This is a genomic window from Pseudomonas cerasi, from assembly GCF_900074915.1.
Lineage (GTDB): Bacteria > Pseudomonadota > Gammaproteobacteria > Pseudomonadales > Pseudomonadaceae > Aquipseudomonas > Aquipseudomonas cerasi.
Genome location: NZ_LT222319.1, coordinates 5524238 through 5542265, shown reverse-complemented (window position 1 = coordinate 5542265; position 18028 = coordinate 5524238). Strand labels below are relative to the sequence as shown.

The 18028-nt window shown below is 59.9% G+C and carries 18 protein-coding genes; 9 read left to right on the top strand and 9 right to left on the bottom strand.

Translation table 11 applies throughout. The annotated features are described in order from the left end of the window. Positions 1 to 76: 76 nt before the first annotated feature. Positions 77 to 1018: a zinc ABC transporter substrate-binding protein ZnuA gene (gene znuA, locus PCPL58_RS27035; protein WP_083188507.1), complete on the bottom strand. Its 942-nt coding sequence runs from the start codon at positions 1016 to 1018 to the stop codon at positions 77 to 79. A 67-nt stretch (positions 1019 to 1085) separates the two neighbouring features. Here znuA and PCPL58_RS27030 point away from each other — a divergent pair, with 67 nt between their 5' ends. Genes PCPL58_RS27030 through PCPL58_RS27015 form a run of 4 tightly spaced genes read left to right on the top strand, consistent with a single transcriptional unit; the run spans position 1086 to position 3886 of the window. Beyond that, on the top strand, positions 1086 to 1568 hold the full coding sequence (locus PCPL58_RS27030; RefSeq protein WP_003425978.1) for a Fur family transcriptional regulator: 483 nt from the start codon (positions 1086 to 1088) through the stop codon (positions 1566 to 1568). Beyond that, positions 1568 to 2350: a zinc ABC transporter ATP-binding protein ZnuC gene (znuC, locus tag PCPL58_RS27025; protein WP_065350867.1), complete on the top strand. Its 783-nt coding sequence runs from the start codon at positions 1568 to 1570 to the stop codon at positions 2348 to 2350. Before PCPL58_RS27030 ends, znuC begins: the two co-directional genes overlap by 1 nt. Then, complete coding sequence (gene znuB / locus PCPL58_RS27020) at positions 2343 to 3131, top strand: zinc ABC transporter permease subunit ZnuB (protein WP_003367378.1); 789 nt, start codon at positions 2343 to 2345, stop codon at positions 3129 to 3131. Before znuC ends, znuB begins: the two co-directional genes overlap by 8 nt. A 38-nt stretch (positions 3132 to 3169) precedes the next feature. Next, positions 3170 to 3886, top strand: a complete 717-nt coding sequence (locus PCPL58_RS27015) for a PA5502 family lipoprotein (protein ID WP_044309708.1) — start codon at positions 3170 to 3172, stop codon at positions 3884 to 3886. Positions 3887 to 4037: 151 nt separating this feature from the next. Here the strand turns inward: PCPL58_RS27015 and katE are convergent, their stop codons facing one another. Beyond that, positions 4038 to 6188 (bottom strand): catalase HPII, encoded by a 2151-nt coding sequence (gene katE / locus PCPL58_RS27010; protein ID WP_003367375.1) that lies wholly within the window; start codon positions 6186 to 6188, stop codon positions 4038 to 4040. A gap of 307 nt (positions 6189 to 6495) precedes the next feature. Here katE and PCPL58_RS27005 point away from each other — a divergent pair, with 307 nt between their 5' ends. Genes PCPL58_RS27005 through PCPL58_RS26995 form a run of 3 tightly spaced genes read left to right on the top strand, consistent with a single transcriptional unit; the run spans position 6496 to position 9001 of the window. Next, the gene (locus PCPL58_RS27005; RefSeq protein ID WP_065351117.1) at positions 6496 to 7503 is read left to right on the top strand and encodes a methionine ABC transporter ATP-binding protein; all 1008 of its coding nucleotides are present in this window, start codon (positions 6496 to 6498) and stop codon (positions 7501 to 7503) included. Further along, positions 7503 to 8177 carry a methionine ABC transporter permease gene (locus PCPL58_RS27000; RefSeq protein ID WP_065350866.1) on the top strand — a complete coding sequence of 225 codons (675 nt, stop codon included), beginning with the start codon at positions 7503 to 7505 and terminating at the stop codon, positions 8175 to 8177. Before PCPL58_RS27005 ends, PCPL58_RS27000 begins: the two co-directional genes overlap by 1 nt. Before the next feature lie 50 nt (positions 8178 to 8227). Further along, positions 8228 to 9001, top strand: a complete 774-nt coding sequence (locus PCPL58_RS26995) for a MetQ/NlpA family ABC transporter substrate-binding protein (RefSeq protein WP_065350865.1) — start codon at positions 8228 to 8230, stop codon at positions 8999 to 9001. Positions 9002 to 9235: 234 nt separating this feature from the next. On the opposite strand, the gene PCPL58_RS26990 is transcribed toward PCPL58_RS26995, so the two are convergent. Further along, positions 9236 to 9868 (bottom strand): SCO family protein, encoded by a 633-nt coding sequence (locus tag PCPL58_RS26990; protein WP_065351116.1) that lies wholly within the window; start codon positions 9866 to 9868, stop codon positions 9236 to 9238. A gap of 69 nt (positions 9869 to 9937) precedes the next feature. After that, the gene (locus tag PCPL58_RS26985) at positions 9938 to 10432 is read right to left on the bottom strand and encodes a cytochrome c oxidase assembly protein (protein WP_065350864.1); all 495 of its coding nucleotides are present in this window, start codon (positions 10430 to 10432) and stop codon (positions 9938 to 9940) included. A 280-nt stretch (positions 10433 to 10712) separates the two neighbouring features. Here PCPL58_RS26985 and PCPL58_RS26980 point away from each other — a divergent pair, with 280 nt between their 5' ends. Next, on the top strand, positions 10713 to 11363 hold the full coding sequence (locus tag PCPL58_RS26980) for a hypothetical protein (RefSeq protein WP_003367366.1): 651 nt from the start codon (positions 10713 to 10715) through the stop codon (positions 11361 to 11363). Between the two features lie 119 nt (positions 11364 to 11482). Here PCPL58_RS26980 and PCPL58_RS26975 read toward each other — a convergent pair whose 3' ends face one another. From PCPL58_RS26975 to PCPL58_RS26955, 5 genes are all read right to left on the bottom strand, one after another. Continuing rightward, on the bottom strand, positions 11483 to 13015 hold the full coding sequence (locus PCPL58_RS26975; RefSeq protein WP_003432242.1) for a SulP family inorganic anion transporter: 1533 nt from the start codon (positions 13013 to 13015) through the stop codon (positions 11483 to 11485). Positions 13016 to 13119: 104 nt separating this feature from the next. After that, positions 13120 to 13860: a carbonic anhydrase gene (locus PCPL58_RS26970; protein WP_003432243.1), complete on the bottom strand. Its 741-nt coding sequence runs from the start codon at positions 13858 to 13860 to the stop codon at positions 13120 to 13122. 207 nt (positions 13861 to 14067) lie between these two features. Further along, the gene (locus tag PCPL58_RS26965; protein WP_003432244.1) at positions 14068 to 15126 is read right to left on the bottom strand and encodes a PA0069 family radical SAM protein; all 1059 of its coding nucleotides are present in this window, start codon (positions 15124 to 15126) and stop codon (positions 14068 to 14070) included. 120 nt (positions 15127 to 15246) lie between these two features. Next, entirely contained in the window at positions 15247 to 15915 is a 669-nt protein-coding gene (gene elbB / locus PCPL58_RS26960) for an isoprenoid biosynthesis glyoxalase ElbB (RefSeq protein WP_065350863.1), read from the bottom strand. A gap of 208 nt (positions 15916 to 16123) precedes the next feature. Continuing rightward, entirely contained in the window at positions 16124 to 16786 is a 663-nt protein-coding gene (locus PCPL58_RS26955) for a DedA family protein (protein ID WP_003367362.1), read from the bottom strand. Between the two features lie 231 nt (positions 16787 to 17017). Here PCPL58_RS26955 and hemB point away from each other — a divergent pair, with 231 nt between their 5' ends. Next, positions 17018 to 18028 carry a porphobilinogen synthase gene (gene hemB / locus PCPL58_RS26950; protein ID WP_003432248.1) on the top strand — a complete coding sequence of 337 codons (1011 nt, stop codon included), beginning with the start codon at positions 17018 to 17020 and terminating at the stop codon, positions 18026 to 18028.

Genomic DNA, 18028 nt, shown 5'->3' with positions numbered 1-18028 from the left:
CCTCACGCTCCAGCGTGGGAATGCAGTTCGTGACGCTCTGCGTCACACAGCAGTGCTGCGATGTGGGCGGTGGCAGTCAGAGACTGCTCAGGCAACCTGCCAAATCATCAGCCAGCTTTTGCAGGACTTGCTCGTAACCCTGCGCGGTGGCCGGGGTGTAGCCGCCCAGTCCATCCAGTTCGGCCAGTTTGACCGGTAGGCCGGCGCTCAGGGTTTCGGCCAGGCGCGGGCGCAGGGGTGGTTCGCTGAATACGCAGGTCTTGCCGGCAGCTTTCAGGCGTTCGCGCATGGCGGCAACGTGCTGGGCGCCGGGCTGGATCTCGGCGGCGATGGCGAATACCCCGGCATGCTTGAGCCCATAAGCCTCTTCGAAATAATCGAAGGCCTCGTGGAACACGAAGTAGGGCTTGCCTGCCACTGCACTGACACGCTGCTTGATACGGCCGTCCAGCGTATCGAGGCGTTTGCTGAAGGCCTCGGCGTTGCTGGCGTAGCGTGGAGCATTGGCAGGGTCGGCAGCGCTCAGGTCGGTGGCCATTTTTGCGGCGATCACCCGCGCGTTGACGGTCGACAGCCACAGGTGCGAATCGAGACTGCCGGGCCGGTGGTCGTGGTCATGTTCGTCTGCGTCGTTGTCGTGATCATGCTCGTGGTCATCATGCGAGGCATTGTCTTCGCCAAAGTGACGCAAGTGCATGCCCGGCAGCGTCTGCACGGCAACTGCAGGCAGTTTGCGGCCCTGAAGGACGCGCGGCAGGAAGGTTTCCATGTCCGGGCCGATCCAGTAGAGCAACTCGACTTCCTGTACACGCCGTACGTCGGATGGGCGCAGCGCGTAGTTATGCGGTGAGGCACCCGGTGGCAGAAGCACTTCCGGTGTCCCGACGCCATCCTGCACAGCCGCTGCAATCAGTTGCAGAGGCTTGATGCTGGTCAGCACTCGGACTTCGGCCTGAGCAGGGGCGATGATCAGCAGGCTGACCCAGAAAACAGCAGCAAGATTTAAAAGACGGCGCACTCGAATCACTCATATCAGCCAGGAACGGGTAACATAATAACGTCTCTAGCCAATATCGTCGCTGCTCATGCCCAATACTCCCCTGGCCAGTCGCCCCCATGACCACTCTCACTGCGTGCATTCGGCCCTGGCCGAAGCCGATGCGCTGTGCGCCAAACAGGGTCTGCGCCTGACCACCTTGCGCCGTCGCGTGCTGGAACTGGTCTGGCAAAGCCACAAGCCGCTGGGTGCCTACGACATCCTTGCAGTGCTGAGTGATGAAGACGGTCGCCGTGCGGCCCCGCCAACCGTTTACCGTGCGCTGGATTTCCTCCTGGAAAACGGGCTGGTGCACCGTATTGCCTCGCTCAATGCCTTCACGGGCTGCAACCACCCCACCCACGCGCATCAGGGCCAGTTCCTGATTTGCCGCCTGTGTCATGCGGCAATCGAGCTGCAGCACCCGGCCATCAGCAATGCGGTGGTCGATGCCGCCGCAGGCGTCGGCTTCGCGGTCGAAGGCCAGACGGTCGAGATCGTCGGCGTGTGCGCTGGCTGCAAGGCCGCTTGATGTCGGATGCATTGATACGTCTGGACAAGGTCGCCGTTACGCTTTCCGGGCAAAACGTCCTGGATAACATCCAGTTGAGCGTCAAACCCGGCGAGATCGTCACTTTGATCGGCCCCAACGGTGCAGGCAAGACCACGCTGGTGCGTGCGGTGCTCGGACTGCTCAAGCCCGACGCCGGTAGCGTCTGGCGCAAGCCGAAGCTGCGTGTCGGCTACATGCCGCAAAAGCTGCATGTGGACCAGACGCTGCCGCTGTCGGTGCTGCGTTTCCTGCGTCTGGTGCCCGGTGTGGATCGCACGGCCGCAGCGTCGGCGCTGGAAGAAGTCGGCGCCGGGAAAGTCATCGACAGCCCGATTCAAGGCATTTCCGGTGGCGAGATGCAGCGTGTTCTGCTGGCGCGCGCGTTGTTGCGCAAGCCTGAGTTGCTGGTCCTCGACGAACCGGTGCAGGGTGTCGACGTGGCCGGACAGGCCGAGCTGTACAGCCTTATTACCCGGCTGCGCGACCGCCACCAGTGCGGCGTGCTGATGGTTTCCCACGATCTGCATCTGGTCATGAGCACCACCGATCAGGTGGTGTGCCTGAACCGTCACGTCTGCTGCTCCGGGCATCCCGAGCAAGTGAGTCATGACCCGGCCTTTGTCGAGCTGTTCGGCAACAATGCGCAGAGCCTGGCGATTTATCACCACCATCACGACCACGCCCATGATCTGCATGGCGCGGTGGTGAATGACGCTGCGTCCCTCCCTCATGTTCACGGAGACAGCTGCAAGCATGGCTGATTTTCTACTGTATGCCTTGCTCGCAGGCGTTGCGCTGGCCGTGGTTGCTGGCCCGCTGGGGTCATTCGTGGTCTGGCGGCGCATGGCCTATTTCGGCGACACACTGTCCCACGCCGCGCTGCTCGGCGTCGCGTTGGGCTTCCTGCTGGATATCAGCCCGACCATCGCGGTGACGGTCGGCTGTCTGCTGCTGGCGGTGTTGCTGGTCACGTTGCAACAGCGCCAACCGCTGGCCTCGGACACGCTGTTGGGGATTCTGGCGCCGAGCACCTTGTCGCTGGGGCTGGTGGTGCTCAGTTTCATGCACGAAGTGCGCATCGACCTGATGGCCTACCTGTTCGGCGATCTGCTGGCTATCAGCCCGGCTGATCTGGGCTGGATTCTGGGCGGCAGCACGTTGGTTTTGGTGCTGATCGTCGCACTGTGGCGCCCACTGCTGGCAATGACCGTGCACGAAGAACTGGCGCGGGTCGAGGGCCTGCCGGTTGCTACACTGCGCATGACTTTGATGCTGCTGATCGCCGTGGTGATCGCGGTGGCGATGAAAATCGTCGGTGTTCTGCTGATTACCTCGCTGTTGATCATCCCGGCGGCTGCGGCACAGCGTCACGCCCGTTCGCCGGAGCAAATGGCGCTGGGCGCAAGCCTGTTGGGCGTGATAGCCGTGTGTGCCGGGCTATCATTGTCGTGGTTCAAGGACACCCCTGCCGGACCGTCTATAGTGGTTTGCGCTGCAGCGTTGTTCTTGCTCAGCTTTGTTCTACCCAGGCGAGCGGTGTAGACTTGCTCGTTTTTTGCGCAAACTAGAGAATCGCAGGAATGAAGCCGTTCGCCCCACGCTATCTGCTGCTTGTCGCATTTTCCATCCTGCTGGGTGCCTGCCAGAGTGCGCCCACTGTCGAGACACCTGCCTCCGAGGCCCAGCCTGACGCGTTCGCTCAGCTTGAGCAGAACATCGCCGGTAATGAGCTGGCAACGGCTGAGGACCAATTGGCGGCGTTGCAGGCTGCCAATCCTGCCGACATCCGTCTTGAGCCTTTTCAGCGTCGTTTGGCCGAAGCCTATCTGAGCCGCAGCCAGATCAGCCTGCAGAAGGGTGACATGAACGCGGCGGCCTCTGCGCTGAGCCGCGCACGCGCCCTGATGCCCAAGGCACCGGCGCTGACCAGCGGCGTCAACGGCGCCATTGCTCATGCGCGCAAGGCCGAGCTGGAAAAGGCCGAAGCGGATTTGAAGGCGGCCGAAGCCAGAAGGGTTGCCAAGCTCATCGATCCGTCGGCAGAAAGCACGACAATTGAACTCAAGATCGGCGATATGCGTGCATTGCGTCGTCAACTGGACGATATCGCAGCGGATACCGTAGCGTTCAACTGTGAAGTGCTGATGGTGGTGCCGCGCACCGAAGACTACCCGTGGCTGGCCACGTTGCTGACCAAGCGGGTGGTCAAGGCCAATCCGGATTTCGAGTTGCAATTGCGTCGCCAGATCGAGCGCAATGAAAAAGCGCAGATCATCCTGACGCCAGCGAAGTCCTGAGTCGATCCTTCAAAGCTGACGCAGAGCGTCCAGAACTGCATTCCCACGCGGAGCGTGAGGAACGAGAAGTGTTGGGGAGTCTATGTGGGGGCGAGAACGTTGAGAAAGGCGCTCCCACGCCGGAGCGTGGGAGCGATGTAGCAGCGTCAGATCAAGCCGGAACAGCCTTGGCTTTCACTTCACGATCCCACACACGGTGCTGAGCAATCGCGTTGAAGAACGCTTTGAACGATTTACTATCGGACACTTCCAGCAGCCCGGCATCTTCTTCCAGGCGTAGCAGGCTCAACAGCTCTTTGGCTTCCCCGGCAAAGGAGATGGCCTTGAGGTGCTTGTAGGCTTCCAGGATGAAGTGCAGTGCCACGCCGTCGCCTTTCAGGGCTTCGATCGAAGCCTTGCCACCCGGCACGAATACTGCGTCGAACGCTACCGAAGGCAGGCCTTCAGCCGATGCGTCCACTGGCAGGCTCTTGCCGTCAGCTGTCTTGACCGGTGCGGAGGTCGGGCCCAATACCTTGGCGTGTGCGCCTTCGGCAGTCAGTGCAGCTTTCATGGCTTCGACTGCTTTGCCGTCGACGCCGTCAGCCACAAGAATGGCAACCTTGCGCGAAACGATATCGCCAGACAGCAGGTTGACCTGGCTCAGCGCCGGCGACTCTTTTACCGATGTCTGACGCGCAGGTACGGTACCGGCTGTCGGTGCTGGCAAGCCCAGGTTGGCAGCTACACGTTTGGCCAGCTCCAGATCGATGTTGGCCAGAATCTCGTTGACCTGACGGGCACGGATGTACTCGCGCTCGACCTTGCCCAACTCGAAGCTGTAGGCCGCGATGATGTGCTCTTTCTCGTGGTGGCTCATGCTCTGGAAGAACAGGGTGGCCTGCGAGAAGTGATCGCCGAACGATTCGCTGCGCTCACGCACCTTGTGCGCTTCAACGCGCTCAGGGTAGGTCTCGAAGCCGCCATCTACCGGGCCGGCAGGGGTTTCTTTCGGCCAGCCGCCATCGATCGAGTTCGGCTCGTAGGACGCGCGGCCCTTGTCGATAGTGGTGCGATGCTGTGCGTCACGCTGACCGTTGTGGTTCGGCGCAATCGGACGGTTGATCGGGATTTCGTGGAAGTTCGGCCCACCCAGACGGCTGATCTGCGTGTCGGTGTAGGAGAACAGGCGACCTTGCAGCAGCGGGTCGTTGGAGAAATCGATACCCGGCACGATATGGCCCGGGCAGAAGGCAACCTGCTCGGTTTCGGCGAAATAGTTGTCCGGGTTACGGTTCAAGACCATCTTGCCCAGCGGGGTGACCGGCACCAGCTCTTCCGGGATGATCTTGGTCGGATCGAGCAGGTCGAAGTCGAACTTGTGCTCGTCCTCCTCGGCAACGATCTGTACACCCAGTTCCCATTCCGGATAGTCGCCCATCTCGATGGACTCCCACAGGTCGCGGCGGTGGAAATCGGTGTCCTTGCCGGCGAGCTTCTGTGCTTCGTCCCAGACCAGCGAGCACACGCCGAACTTGGGCTTCCAGTGGAACTTCACGAAGCTCGACTTACCTTCGGTGTTGATGAAGCGGAAGGTGTGGATACCAAAGCCCTGCATGGTGCGCAGGCTTTTCGGGATCGCACGGTCGGACATGGTCCACAGCACCATGTGCGCGGATTCCGGCACCAGCGAGACGAAGTCCCAGAAGGTGTCGTGAGCCGAGCCGCCCGTCGGGATTTCGTTATGCGGCTCGGGTTTCACCGCGTGCACGAAGTCAGGAAACTTGATGGCGTCCTGAATGAAGAACACCGGCATGTTGTTGCCCACCAGGTCGAAGTTGCCTTCGTCGGTGTAGAGCTTGACGGCAAAGCCACGCACGTCACGCACGGTGTCGCCCGAGCCGCGTGGGCCCTGAACGGTGGAGAAACGCACGAACACCGGGGTCTTTTTGCCCGGATCGCGCAGGAAGCCTGCTTTACTCAGGGCGCCGTGGTCTTCGTAAGTCTGGAAATAGCCATGTGCTGCAGTACCGCGGGCGTGGACGATACGCTCCGGAATACGCTCATGGTCAAAGTGCGTGATCTTTTCACGCATGATGAAGTCTTCGAGCAGCGATGGGCCGCGGCTGCCGACTTTCAGTGTGTTCTGGTTATCGGAAATCTTGACACCGTGATTGGTGCGCAGGGCCTGCTGGGTCGCGTCCGAGCGAAACTGCTCAAGGCTTTCCAGCTTCTCGTTGGTATTGCCACGGTCCAGGGTGTCGGTACCTGCCAATTCGCTCTTGGGCGTTTGGGTTACAGGTGGTGCGTTCTTGCTAGCCATCAGAGACTCCTTATCTCGCCCCAATCATTGAGTTGGGTTCGCTGAATACGACTTCCCTGGCGTAAGCGGGAAATCACGGTATCCAAGAAGTGACCGGAGCAAAAAACAGCCGTTCCTTTTATTTTCGACCTGCGATCACCAACGGTCGTGTTATGTCCATTGCACAGGACAGCCTGCAAATAAATGCTAAGCACAGCGGGCAGGACAGGCTAAAATGCGCGCCCGGCTCAATCTGGCCGAGGTAACGAAGCAAGTGGAATTGATCCACTGCGCTGATTTTTTAACGCGCCCCCACAAGGTTCGCTCCGTGATCGAGTTTCATAACGTCCACAAAACCTATCGGGTGGCAGGCAAGGAAATACCGGCCCTGCACCCCACCAGCCTGCGCGTCGACAGTGGCCAGGTGTTCGGCATCATCGGCCACTCCGGCGCGGGCAAAAGTACCTTGCTGCGTCTGATCAACCGCCTGGAAACCCCGAGTGGTGGACAGATCGTGGTCGATGGCGAAGACGTCACTGCGCTCGACGCCAATGGCCTGCGCCGTTTCCGCCAACAGGTCGGGATGATTTTCCAGCACTTCAATCTGCTGGCGTCCAAAACCGTGGCCGACAACGTCGCCATGCCGCTGACCCTGGCAGGCGATATGCCGCGCAAGCAGATCGACCAGCGTGTGGCCGAGTTGCTGGAGCGGGTCGGATTGTCCGATCACGCCAAAAAGTACCCGGCACAACTGTCGGGCGGCCAGAAGCAGCGTGTCGGCATCGCCCGTGCACTGGCTACCAAACCCAAAATCCTGCTGTGCGATGAAGCCACCAGCGCGCTGGACCCGCAGACCACTGCGTCGGTCTTGCAACTGCTGGCAGAGATCAATCGTGAGCTGAAGCTGACCATCGTGCTCATCACCCATGAAATGGACGTGATTCGTCGCGTCTGCGATCAGGTGGCCGTGATGGACGCCGGGGTGATTGTCGAGCACGGCAGGGTCGCTGATGTGTTTCTGCATCCACAACACCCGACCACCAGGCGCTTTGTGCAAGAAGACGAGCAGGTCGACGAAAACGAACAGCGCGATGATTTCGCTCACGTCCAGGGCCGTATCGTGCGTCTGACGTTTCAGGGCGATGCCACCTACGCGCCGTTGCTCGGCACGGTGGCGCGGGAAACCGGCGTCGATTACAGCATCCTCGCCGGTCGTATCGACCGCATCAAGGACACCCCTTACGGGCAGTTGACGCTGGCCATTACCGGCGGCGACATGGACGCCGCCTTCGCGCGCTTCACCGCCGCTGATGTTCATATGGAGGTGCTGCGCTGATGGACGCTTTTCTGAACCTGTTTTCCAATGTCGACTGGTATGAGATCTGGGTGGCCACTGGCGACACGCTGATCATGCTCGGTGTATCGCTCGGTTTCACCATCCTGCTCGGCCTGCCGCTGGGCGTGCTGATGTTTCTCACCTCGCCGCGTCAGTTGCTGGAGCACAGGCAGCTGTATGCGACGGTCGGGGTGATCGTCAACATGCTGCGCGCGCTGCCGTTCATCATCCTGCTGATCGTGATGATGCCGTTGACCGAGATCATTACCGGTACGTCACTGGGCATCCTCGGCACGTTGCCGCCGCTGATCGCCGGTGCCACGCCGTTCTTTGCGCGCCTGGTAGAGACCGCCTTGCGCGAAGTGGATCGCGGCATCATCGAAGCCACGCAGGCCATGGGCGCGACGACCCGGCAGATCATCGTCAAGGCGCTGCTGCCTGAGGCGCGCCCCGGCATTCTGGCGGCGATCACGGTGACCGCCATTGCGCTGGTGTCGTTCACGGCCATGGCCGGTGCGGTAGGCGCTGGCGGGCTGGGCGACCTGGCGATTCGTTATGGTTATCAACGCTTCCAGAACGATGTGATGTTCGTGACGGTCGTATTGTTGCTGGTGCTGGTGCAGATTCTGCAGACCATCGGCGACAGACTGGTCGCGCATTTCACACATCGTTGATCGAATCCGTTGGTATTGGCCCGCCTGTGCGGGCCCGAAGGAGTTGTTGCATGAAGAAACTATTGGCCATATTCGCCGCTGTCACCGCCTTGTCCGCGCAAGCCAAGGAAACCCTGACCGTCGCGGCCTCTGCCGTGCCGCACGCCGAGATCCTCGAGTTCGTCAAACCGACCCTGGCCAAAGAAGGCGTGGATTTGAACATCAAGGTGTTCAATGACTACATTCAGCCTAACGTGCAGGTGTCGCAGAACCGTATGGACGCGAATTTCTTCCAGCACCAGCCGTATCTGGATGAGTTCAACAAGGGCAAAGGCACTGATCTGGTGGCCGTGGCCAAGGTGCACATCGAGCCTTTCGGCGCTTACTCCGACAAGTTCAAGACGCTGGCAGAGCTGCCCAACGGCGCCAATGTCGCCCTGCCCAATGACGCCACCAACGAAGGCCGCGCCTTGCTGCTGCTGGCCAAGGCAGGTCTGATCACCCTGAAAGAGCCGGGCAACATCCTGTCCAAGCCTTCGGATGTCGTGAATAACCCGAAAGACCTGAAGTTCCGTGAGCTGGAAGCGGCCACGCTGCCCCGCGTCCTGACTCAGGTCGATCTGGCGCTGATCAACACCAACTACGCCCTGAGTGCCAAGCTCGACCCGACCAAGGACGCGCTGATCATCGAAGGTGCCGATTCGCCCTACGCGAACATTCTGGTGGCCCGCCCGGACAACAAGGACTCGGACGCGATGAAGAAGCTGGTGGCCGCCTTGCAGAGCCCGGAAGTGAAAACATTCCTGACCGAGAAGTACAAAGGCGCTGTGGTTCCGGCGTTCTGATCCGATTGTACCTTGCGGTTCTCGCGCCAGTGCTCTGCGTCCCTTGTGACGCAGAGCGTCGGGAACACCTTATCGCTCCCACGCTCTGCGCTCATAGTTATACAGGCGCGTAGTGGGAGCGAGCTTGCTCGCGAAGAGGCCGGTAAAGCCTCCAGAAAATAGAGCGTTTGGACCAAGTCGTCGTGAGCAATGCGGATCGCCGCCCCGTTCACTCCCGCAGGAATCTCACAGGCCCTAATCCCTTTCCAGCAGCCCCGGCAATTGCTTCACCAGCTTCTGATTGTTCAGCGGTGCGCGGATAAAGCCTCGCTGCGTACCATCCGGGCCGATCAAAGCCAGATTACCGCTGTGGTCGACGAAGTAGTTCGCTTTGCTGGTGTCTGCGGGAATGAACGGAATGCTCACGGCATTGGCCAGTGTCTGGATATCAGCGACAGGCGCCGTCAGGCCGATGTACTGCGGGTCGAAGTAGCCCAGGTATTGCTTGAGCTGCTGCGGCGTGTCGCGGTTCGGGTCGACGCTGACCAGTACCACCCGCATGCGCTTGACTGTCTCTTCGGGCAGCTCGGTCCTGATCTGCTTGATCTGCGCCAGGGTCGTGGGGCAGATGTCCGGGCAGAAGGTGTAGCCGAAGAACATCAACGTCCATTGGTCTTTCAAGCCATCAAGCGCTACAGCCGCGCCGTTCTGGTCGGTCATGCTCAGGGCCGGTAACTGGCGGCTTTTGGGGAGCAGCACAATACCGGCGTCGTTGAGCGCCGCCTGGTCCTGTGAGTTGCGGCCAGTCAGCACCTGGCTGAGGATCACGCCCAGAAGCAGGGCGACGATGGCAGCAACAATGAAAACGGTTTTCTGAGTACGGGTCATGGTGTCGGCGCGGGTAGTGATCGGCATGCGGCCGGGGATGATGGCCTATATTGCGCACCGAGCCTAGATCTAGGGCGTGGTGACATCGAACAGCGTATAGGCCAGCGTCAGACGTTTTACATCCTCGGGTATGTCACGGTCGACGATGAAGCGTACCGGCATCTCGATGCGCTCGCCCGGCTGTAATGTCTGTTGGGTGAAGCAGAAGCATTCGGTCTTGTGAAACCACGCTGCGGCCTTTCCGGGCGAAATACCCGGTACGGCCTGGGCTTTCATCGGTCTGTCGGTCGGGTTCTGCGCGATGAAGATCACCTCGTTGAGCGCACCGGGATGGACCTGCATCTGGCGCGACTGCGGGTAGAACGCCCAGGTCATCCCGGCCGCATTGCCGGCAGTGAACAGCACATCGATCTGGCGTGAAGCGTCCTGACCCGCTACGCCATTGTCGTTGTGTCCGGTCAGCGCGCCGTAAAGCGACGGCAATGCCAATCCGCACATCAACATGATCACTATTAAACACGTCAAACGCAGAACGAGCTGTTTGGACAAAAGAGGCTGGCTCATGCGTGGCTCACTTTTTATGTCTGACAGCGTGTCGAAATAGCTGCGGGCGACTTCAGAGTAGCCTGCTTATTCAAAACGCGAACTGCAGCGCACCCGCATCGCCGGGGGAAGGCAGTCGTTTTCGGTCAAAAATTGAGCAAAATATACCCTGATAGCGCAAATGTATCTAAATGTGAGTTGCATATAGCAAAACCGTCTTAGGCATTTAGTTAAGCAAGCTAACGTATGACTCTCCATCAACGAACCATGGGGTCTGACGCCTCAAGGAGTCCCAGCAGCCATGAACACCGCCGCATTGCGCGAGCAGATACAACTAGCCCATCAACATGAGGCCCGGACCGGCCACTTGCTGCAACAGTTGGAACAAAAGCTCCCACATCTTCATCCCGCCATCCACCTGCCGGAAGTCGACGCGAAAGACGTACTGACGCGTTTCGTCACGGCCTACATCGATCTGGTCCCCGATCTGCTGGATGCTGCCCATGAGGTCGCGCTGCATGCCGGGATCGAAGGGCAGATAAAGCCGGTGTTGAAAATCGCCGAGCATTTTTTCGCGGCCCCGCCTTCCATCATGGATGGGCATGAAGGCCTGGAAAGCCTGTTGGACGAGGCTTATCTGGCGCATCGGCTGGTCGAGGAAGTGAATGACCTGTACATCAAGCATTTCGGTCAGCCGCTGATACCGTCAAATACCACGGTTGCCAGCGTAATTGCCCACCAGTTGATCGGCGAGCAATTTGCCAACCAGCTGGACGAAGCGGTTCACCATGCTGTCGATGAGCTGCTTGATGAGGAGAGTTTCGCGCTGGACTCGGTCGAGGCCTACCGCGAGAAGCTGATCAGCCCTGAAACGGGTGCGGCCTGGCAGCGCTGGCCAAGCCTGTCACGGCAATTGGGCGTCGGCCTGGAGCTGGAGCGCTCCGCGGTCTGATTCAGAGGCCCGAATCAATGTCTTCGCCCGCAATGGAAGGAGCCGGATATCGCTCCGCTGCTACGCGAAGACCCATCCGGCTCACATGTCCCAGAGCTGTGATAACAGGGTAGCGACTGTCAGGCGGCGCCCGAGCCGATCCCCGTTGTCGTGTAGATCCGCCCTTCAAGACGACGCTTCAAGCCACGCGATTCGATAAGCAACCGGGTGCCATGAGCGGCATTGGAACGACCCCATTCTTCCAGCAGTTCCAGACACGAGTGGTCGATGTAGGACAAATTGCCCAATGGCACATGCACCGTGCTGCCCTGCGGAATAGTGCCCAGTGCCTGAGTCAGCGCCGGCACCTTGAGGAACGTTGCGGCACCGACCAGACGCAGCTCGAATTCCTTCTCGCCCGCCAGTTCGACCACATTGATCTTCAGACGCGAAGCCTTGAACGCCAGCTTCACCAGGGTCAGACCGAAACCGACCAGTACACCGGTCAGCAGGTCGGTGAAGATGATCGCCACGGCAGTCGCCGCATAGGTGAACATCGGCATCCGGCCATAGCGACCCAGACCACGAAACGCCTTCAGATCGACCAGCTTCAGACCGGTATAAACCAGCACACCAGCCAGACTCGCGACCGGAATACTCTGCAGTACGCTCGACAGCAGCAACACGAACGCCAGCAGCCACAGACCGTGGAAGATCGTCGAGAAGCGCGTGGTGGCACCGGCCTGAACATTGGCCGAGCTGCGCACGATAACGCCGGTCATCGGCAACGCACCGAGCACGCCGCAGAGCATGTTGCCCACGCCTTGAGCGCTGAGTTCCTTGTCGAAGTCCGAACGCTGGCCACTGTGCATGCGGTCAACCGCCGAGGCGGAAAGCAGCGTTTCGGCACTGGCAATGAACGCCACAACGATAGCGGCAACCAGAATGGCCGGGTCGGCCAGGTTCATCAGGTCGGCCGGGCGAAGCCAGTCGATGGCGTCGGCCAGGTTGTCAGGCACTTCGACACGCTTGACCTGCAAGGCCATGAACAGGCTGATGCCGGTGGCGATACCCACGCCCAGCAGCGCGCCGGGTACGAAGCGCAAAGACTGCGGACGAAGTTTTTCCCAGCCCCACATGATCAGCATGGTGCCCAGACCGAGCATACCGGCCTGCATGCCGGTGCCTGGTCCGAAGGCCTGGATCAGTGTGGAAGGGAAGGCGATCAGATTGTCCAGCCCGGAAGGTTTGGGACCGCTGTCGAACATCACATGTGCCTGTGACAGTACGATCAACACGCCGATACCGGCGAGCATGCCATAGACCACCGCAGGCGCCGTGACCCGGAACCAGCAGCCAAGCTTGAATCGACCTGCCAGCAGCTGAAGTAACCCGGCGAGTACCAGAATAGGACCCAGCATGGCCATGCCGTGCTCGCGTACCACTTCAAAAACCAGTACTGCCAGACCGGCTGCGGGTCCGCTGACCTGCAACGGAGAACCGGCTATCCAGCCGACTATCAGCCCGCCCACGATGCCGGTGATCAGACCTTTGGCCGGAGGCATGCCGGATGCGATGGCGATCCCCATGCACAGCGGCAGGGCGACCAGGAACACGACCACGGAAGCGAGCAGCTCCCGTGGTAAAGCGGTTTTCAATGCTGTAATACCCATGACGCTTCTCCGGAATTCTTCAGACGAGGCAAGACGGGCGACGCGCATCCTGCGCAGCCGCCATCAGCTGATAAAGAAGGGCTTGCCGTCAGTCGGACTGGTGATCAGTCGGCTGAAAAGCGTGCTTTCGGTGAAGCCATCGGCGTCGGTCCCGAACCGTCGAGCGGTATGAAACGATCGAGCTCGGCGTCATAAGCCAGGATTTCGCTGGTTTCGATGCTGTAGACCCAGCCGTGAATGAACAATTGGCCGCTGGCCATTTTTGCTGCGACCGAAGGGTGGGTGCGCAGGTGTTGCAACTGGGAAATCACGTTTTCCTGAGTCAGGACCTGCATGGTTTCCAGTTCGCCGCTGCAGCTGCAGTTCTGCTCGACTACCGTGCGGGCAACCTCGGCATGACGCAACCAGGCTTTTACCGTAGGCATCTTGTCCAGGCTGTCAGGGTTGAGCACTGCGCGCATGGCGCCGCAGTCAGAGTGTCCGCAAACGATGATGTGCTGCACGCCCAGTGCAACCACTGCGTATTCCAGAGCGGTGGACACGCCGCCGTTCATCTGGCCATACGGCGGGACGACGTTGCCGACGTTACGCGTGACGAACAGGTCGCCAGGCGAACTTTGGGTGATCAATTCGGGCACGATGCGCGAGTCGGCGCAGGTGATGAACATGGCCCGTGGCGATTGGGCAGTCGCCAGCTTCTTGAACAGCTCTTCCTGCTGGGGGAAGACCTCGTTACGGAAATGTACAAAGCCATCGACGATATGTTTCAACGCTACGTCGGCGCTGTCTGAATGGCTTGATGTGCTGGACGACGTAGCCGAATGCTGTTTACCGATGTCTGTCATGTCTTCATCCTCTCTGACGAATTGATGTGGATTCTTCATGCCTGTTTGACCAGAGCCGGATGTGATCCCTCTCTGAAGGGCATCACGAACAAATCCCTTGAGCGCTATCGCTGATGACACTCCGAGTAACAGACTAATCGCCGAAGCTTAAACGAAACTGAATGCGATGGCTCTGGGACGCGGGTTTGCACGATAGTACCAAGTTCGTCACAGCAGCGACATTTGTCCTCCCGGCGGACAAAACGCATCGCAATCGAGTGCAAATCCACCACGTTTGTTCAATCCGAGTCGTTTGATTGCCAAGGCATAGCGTTGAGCCAGCAGGTCGGCAAACGGTCCTTCGCCACGCATTCGAGAACCAAATGTGCTGTCGTACACGGCTCCGCCGCGACTTTGACGAATCAGACTCATCACATGATCGGCGCGTTGCGGGTAATGTGTCTTCAACCACTCGTCGAACAGCGGCGCGACTTCCAGCGGCAGGCGCAGCATGACGTAGCTGGCGCTCAGGGCGCCCGCAGCCTTCGCTTCGCTCAGTAGCGCCTCCAGCTCGCTGTCGTTGATCATCGGGATCATCGGCGCACACAGCACGCCGACCGGGACACCTGCCTGACGCAATACCCGAATGGCCCGCAGGCGAGCCTTGGGCGCCGCTGCCCTGGGTTCGAGGATGCATTTGAGCTCGTCATCCAGCGTCGTCAGGCTGATGAAGACCGACACCAGCCGCAGCCTGGCCATTTCTGCCAGCAGATCCAGGTCGCGCAGGATCAGCGAGCCTTTGGTAATGATGCTGACCGGATGCCGATAGCGCAGCAACACCTCAAGCGTCGCCCGGGTGATGCGGTACTCCCGTTCGATCGGCTGGTAGGGGTCGGTGTTGGCCCCGAGGGTGATGGGCGCGCAGCGGTAGCCGGGTTTGGAGAGCTGTTGCTCGAGCAACGCCGCCGCGTTGGTCTTGGCGATCAGCTTGGTCTCGAAGTCCAGGCCGGGAGACATGTCCCAATAGGCGTGGCTGGGTCTGGCGAAACAATAGATGCAGCCGTGCTCGCAGCCCCGGTAAGGGTTGATCGACCTGTCAAAGGGGATATCCGGCGAGCTGTTGCGGGTGATGATGCTTTTGGCTGTTTCGCTGGTGACCTGGGTGCCTTGCGTGAGTGGCACTTCCTGATACCAGCCATCGTCTTCAGCCACTGATTGACTGGGTGCGAAACGGTTATGCGGATTGCTGGCAGTACCTCGGCCACGAACCGGATAGAGGCTGGACATCTGGCATTACTCATATACTGTTCATGCGTACAGTACAGCATAAAGCCCGGATGGATCACTAAGGTCGGCCTGCAAAACACCGCTCGCCTGACGGGCGGTGTTTTGCAGACAGGGCGACGGTCAGACATCGCCCTCGTGAGTCAGCTCCAGCACACGGTCAACCAGCTTATTGATGCCCGAGGCCGCCTCGCTGATGCTTTTGGCGACCATATAGGCAGGCGTGCTGACCAGTTTTCGCGCTTCGTCCTCGACGATGTCATCGACGGCGCATTCTGAATGACTGCCACCCATTTTGGTGATGGCCGCGGCGGTTTCAGGGTCGTTACCGATGGTGCAGGTCACGCCGGGACCATAGATCTTGGCCGCAAGTACCGGGGTGATGCAGATCAGCCCGACCGGTTTGCCGGCTTCGACAAACGCCTCGGCGAGCTCCAGCAACCCGGCTTCGACCTGGCAGGCATGGCCTTGCAGGGCAAGGTCGGAAAGATTCTTTGCCGAGCCGAAACCGCCCGGGATGATCAGGGCGTCAAAGTCTTCGGCATTCGCCTCGCGGATGTCCTTCACTTCGCCCCGTGCAATGCGCGCAGACTCGACCAGTACATTGCGCGACTCGGGCATTTCCTCACCGCTCAGGTGATTGATGACGTGATGCTGAGTGATGTCAGGCGCGAAGCACTGAACCTGCGCACCGCGCTGATCCAGGCGCAACAGGGTAAGAACGCTTTCGTGAATCTCGGCACCGTCGTAGACGCCACAGCCGGAGAGGATTACAGCCACTTTTTTCTGCATCGATTTCGGCTCCTTGTGCTTGAGCAACCTAAGGCTTCTTTTAATTTGTCTGTTCAGTTGATCGCTTTGCGGGCCGAGTGTTCAGTTGAGGGATTGCTGGCTGCGCACAAGGTGCATGGAGAGGGTGGTGGTCGCGAGGTCGGCAGCGTCTGTGCGCTGTCGCCGAGCGAGGCCTGTCAGCCTGCGCTCGGGAGAGGTACGGGGGAGTTTATTCGTCGGACTTTTTCGTCAGATCGACGGGCACGGTGACCGGCGTTTCCAGGTCGGAGGCCGCTGCCGATGCGCAGAAGCGGCTCTTTTCTGCACGCTCTTCACGGGCGATGCGGGCGTTCTTGATGCGTCTGCGTATCCACAGGGCCAGCCCCAGCAGTACCAGCGCGCCCAGCACCCAGAGTTCATATTTCTTGACGTTGCCCAGCAAGCCTTCGAGAACCGCGCCGAAGTGGTAAGCAGCCGAACCCAGCGCCGCAGCCCAGACAGCTGCGCCGATACCGTTCAGCAGAAGATAACGCCCGGGTGGATAACCTGACAGGCCGATGGCCACGGGCATGACCGTTCGCAGCCCGTACACGAAGCGGAAGCTCAATACCCAGATATCCGGGTGCTTGCGGACCAGCCGCAGGGCCTTGTCGCCCATGAGTTGCCAGCGAGGCTTGCGCGCCAGGAGCTTGCGGCCGTGCTTGCGCCCCATGAAATACCACAACTGGTCACCCGCATAACTGCCACAAAAGGCCACGAGGATGACGATGTTGAGGTCCATGTATCCGCGAAACGCCAGGAATCCGGCAAGAACCAGAATGGTCTCGCCTTCAAAAAAGGTGCCGAGGAACAGGGCAAAGTAGCCGAATTCGTTCAAGAAATTCTGGAGCATTGTCTGGATGCTGGCGAAATGAACGCGCAGCCTAACGCGCCCAAGGCAATCATGAAAGTGTCCATATGTGTCTCGACGTTAAAGATTCTTGCAACCACAATGGTCGTATCCCCTTGAAGGCCGTGACCGCGACGTGCAGTCGCAGGTCGAACCATGACTGTCACACATTGGTCATAATGGCGGCTTATAACTGTCGCGCTTGCCCGCGTAAGCGGGCTCAGGAGTCTCGCCGTGAGCTTTACCCCCGCCAACCGCCTGTTTCCTCTCACTCGTCTGCGCCGTAATCGCCGCGACGACTTTTCCCGTAGGCTGGTGCGTGAAAACGTTGTCACTGTCGACGATCTGATTCTTCCCGTATTTGTCCTCGATGGTGAAAACCGTCGTGAATCCATCGCCTCGATGCCCGGGGTCGAGCGCTTGAGTGTGGATCTGTTGCTCAAGGAAGCCGAACACTGGGTCGCGTTGGGTATCCCTGCGCTGGCGCTGTTCCCGGTGACACCGCCGGAAAAGAAATCCCTCGACGGTGCCGAAGCCTGGAACCCGGACGGCATCGCCCAGCGCGCGACCCGCGCCCTGCGTGACCGTTTTCCGGAGCTGGGCGTCATCACTGATGTGGCGCTGGACCCGTTCACCACCCATGGTCAGGACGGCATCCTCGACGAAGAGGGCTATGTTCAGAACGACATCACCGTCGACGCGCTGGTGAAGCAGGCGCTGTCGCACGCCGATGCCGGTGCTCAGGTGGTCGCGCCGTCGGACATGATGGACGGTCGCATTCAGGCCATCCGCGAGTCTTTGGAGCTGGCCGGGCATGTGAATGTCAGGATCATGGCCTATTCGGCCAAGTACGCCAGTGCCTACTACGGTCCGTTCCGTGACGCGGTGGGTTCTTCGCTGAATCTGGGCAAGGCCAACAAGGCCTCTTATCAGATGGACCCGGCCAACAGCAGCGAGGCCCTGCACGAAGTGGCAGCCGACCTTGCCGAAGGCGCCGACATGGTCATGGTCAAGCCTGGCATGCCTTATCTGGACATTCTGTACAGGGTCAAGGATGAGTTCAAAGTGCCGACCTTTGTTTATCAGGTCAGCGGTGAATACGCGATGCACATGGCCGCAATCCAGAACGGTTGGCTGAGTGAAGGGGTGATTCTCGAATCCCTCACTGCCTTCAAACGCGCCGGTGCCGACGGCATCCTTACCTACTTTGCTGTCCGCGCCGCTCAACTGTTGAAGGGGCAATAG

Coding starts and splice junctions, on each gene's coding strand:
- PCPL58_RS26980 (WP_003367366.1), top strand. CDS start 10,713: ATGAACACCGCCGCATTGCGCGAGCAGATACAACTAGCCCATCAACAT.
- znuC (WP_065350867.1), top strand. CDS start 1,568: ATGTCGGATGCATTGATACGTCTGGACAAGGTCGCCGTTACGCTTTCC.
- PCPL58_RS26955 (WP_003367362.1), bottom strand. CDS start 16,786: ATGCTCCAGAATTTCTTGAACGAATTCGGCTACTTTGCCCTGTTCCTC.
- PCPL58_RS27030 (WP_003425978.1), top strand. CDS start 1,086: ATGCCCAATACTCCCCTGGCCAGTCGCCCCCATGACCACTCTCACTGC.
- PCPL58_RS26990 (WP_065351116.1), bottom strand. CDS start 9,868: ATGACCCGTACTCAGAAAACCGTTTTCATTGTTGCTGCCATCGTCGCC.
- znuB (WP_003367378.1), top strand. CDS start 2,343: ATGGCTGATTTTCTACTGTATGCCTTGCTCGCAGGCGTTGCGCTGGCC.
- PCPL58_RS26995 (WP_065350865.1), top strand. CDS start 8,228: ATGAAGAAACTATTGGCCATATTCGCCGCTGTCACCGCCTTGTCCGCG.
- PCPL58_RS26970 (WP_003432243.1), bottom strand. CDS start 13,860: ATGACAGACATCGGTAAACAGCATTCGGCTACGTCGTCCAGCACATCA.
- katE (WP_003367375.1), bottom strand. CDS start 6,188: ATGGCTAGCAAGAACGCACCACCTGTAACCCAAACGCCCAAGAGCGAA.
- PCPL58_RS27015 (WP_044309708.1), top strand. CDS start 3,170: ATGAAGCCGTTCGCCCCACGCTATCTGCTGCTTGTCGCATTTTCCATC.
- PCPL58_RS27000 (WP_065350866.1), top strand. CDS start 7,503: ATGGACGCTTTTCTGAACCTGTTTTCCAATGTCGACTGGTATGAGATC.
- elbB (WP_065350863.1), bottom strand. CDS start 15,915: ATGCAGAAAAAAGTGGCTGTAATCCTCTCCGGCTGTGGCGTCTACGAC.
- PCPL58_RS26985 (WP_065350864.1), bottom strand. CDS start 10,432: ATGAGCCAGCCTCTTTTGTCCAAACAGCTCGTTCTGCGTTTGACGTGT.
- PCPL58_RS26965 (WP_003432244.1), bottom strand. CDS start 15,126: ATGTCCAGCCTCTATCCGGTTCGTGGCCGAGGTACTGCCAGCAATCCG.
- PCPL58_RS26975 (WP_003432242.1), bottom strand. CDS start 13,015: ATGGGTATTACAGCATTGAAAACCGCTTTACCACGGGAGCTGCTCGCT.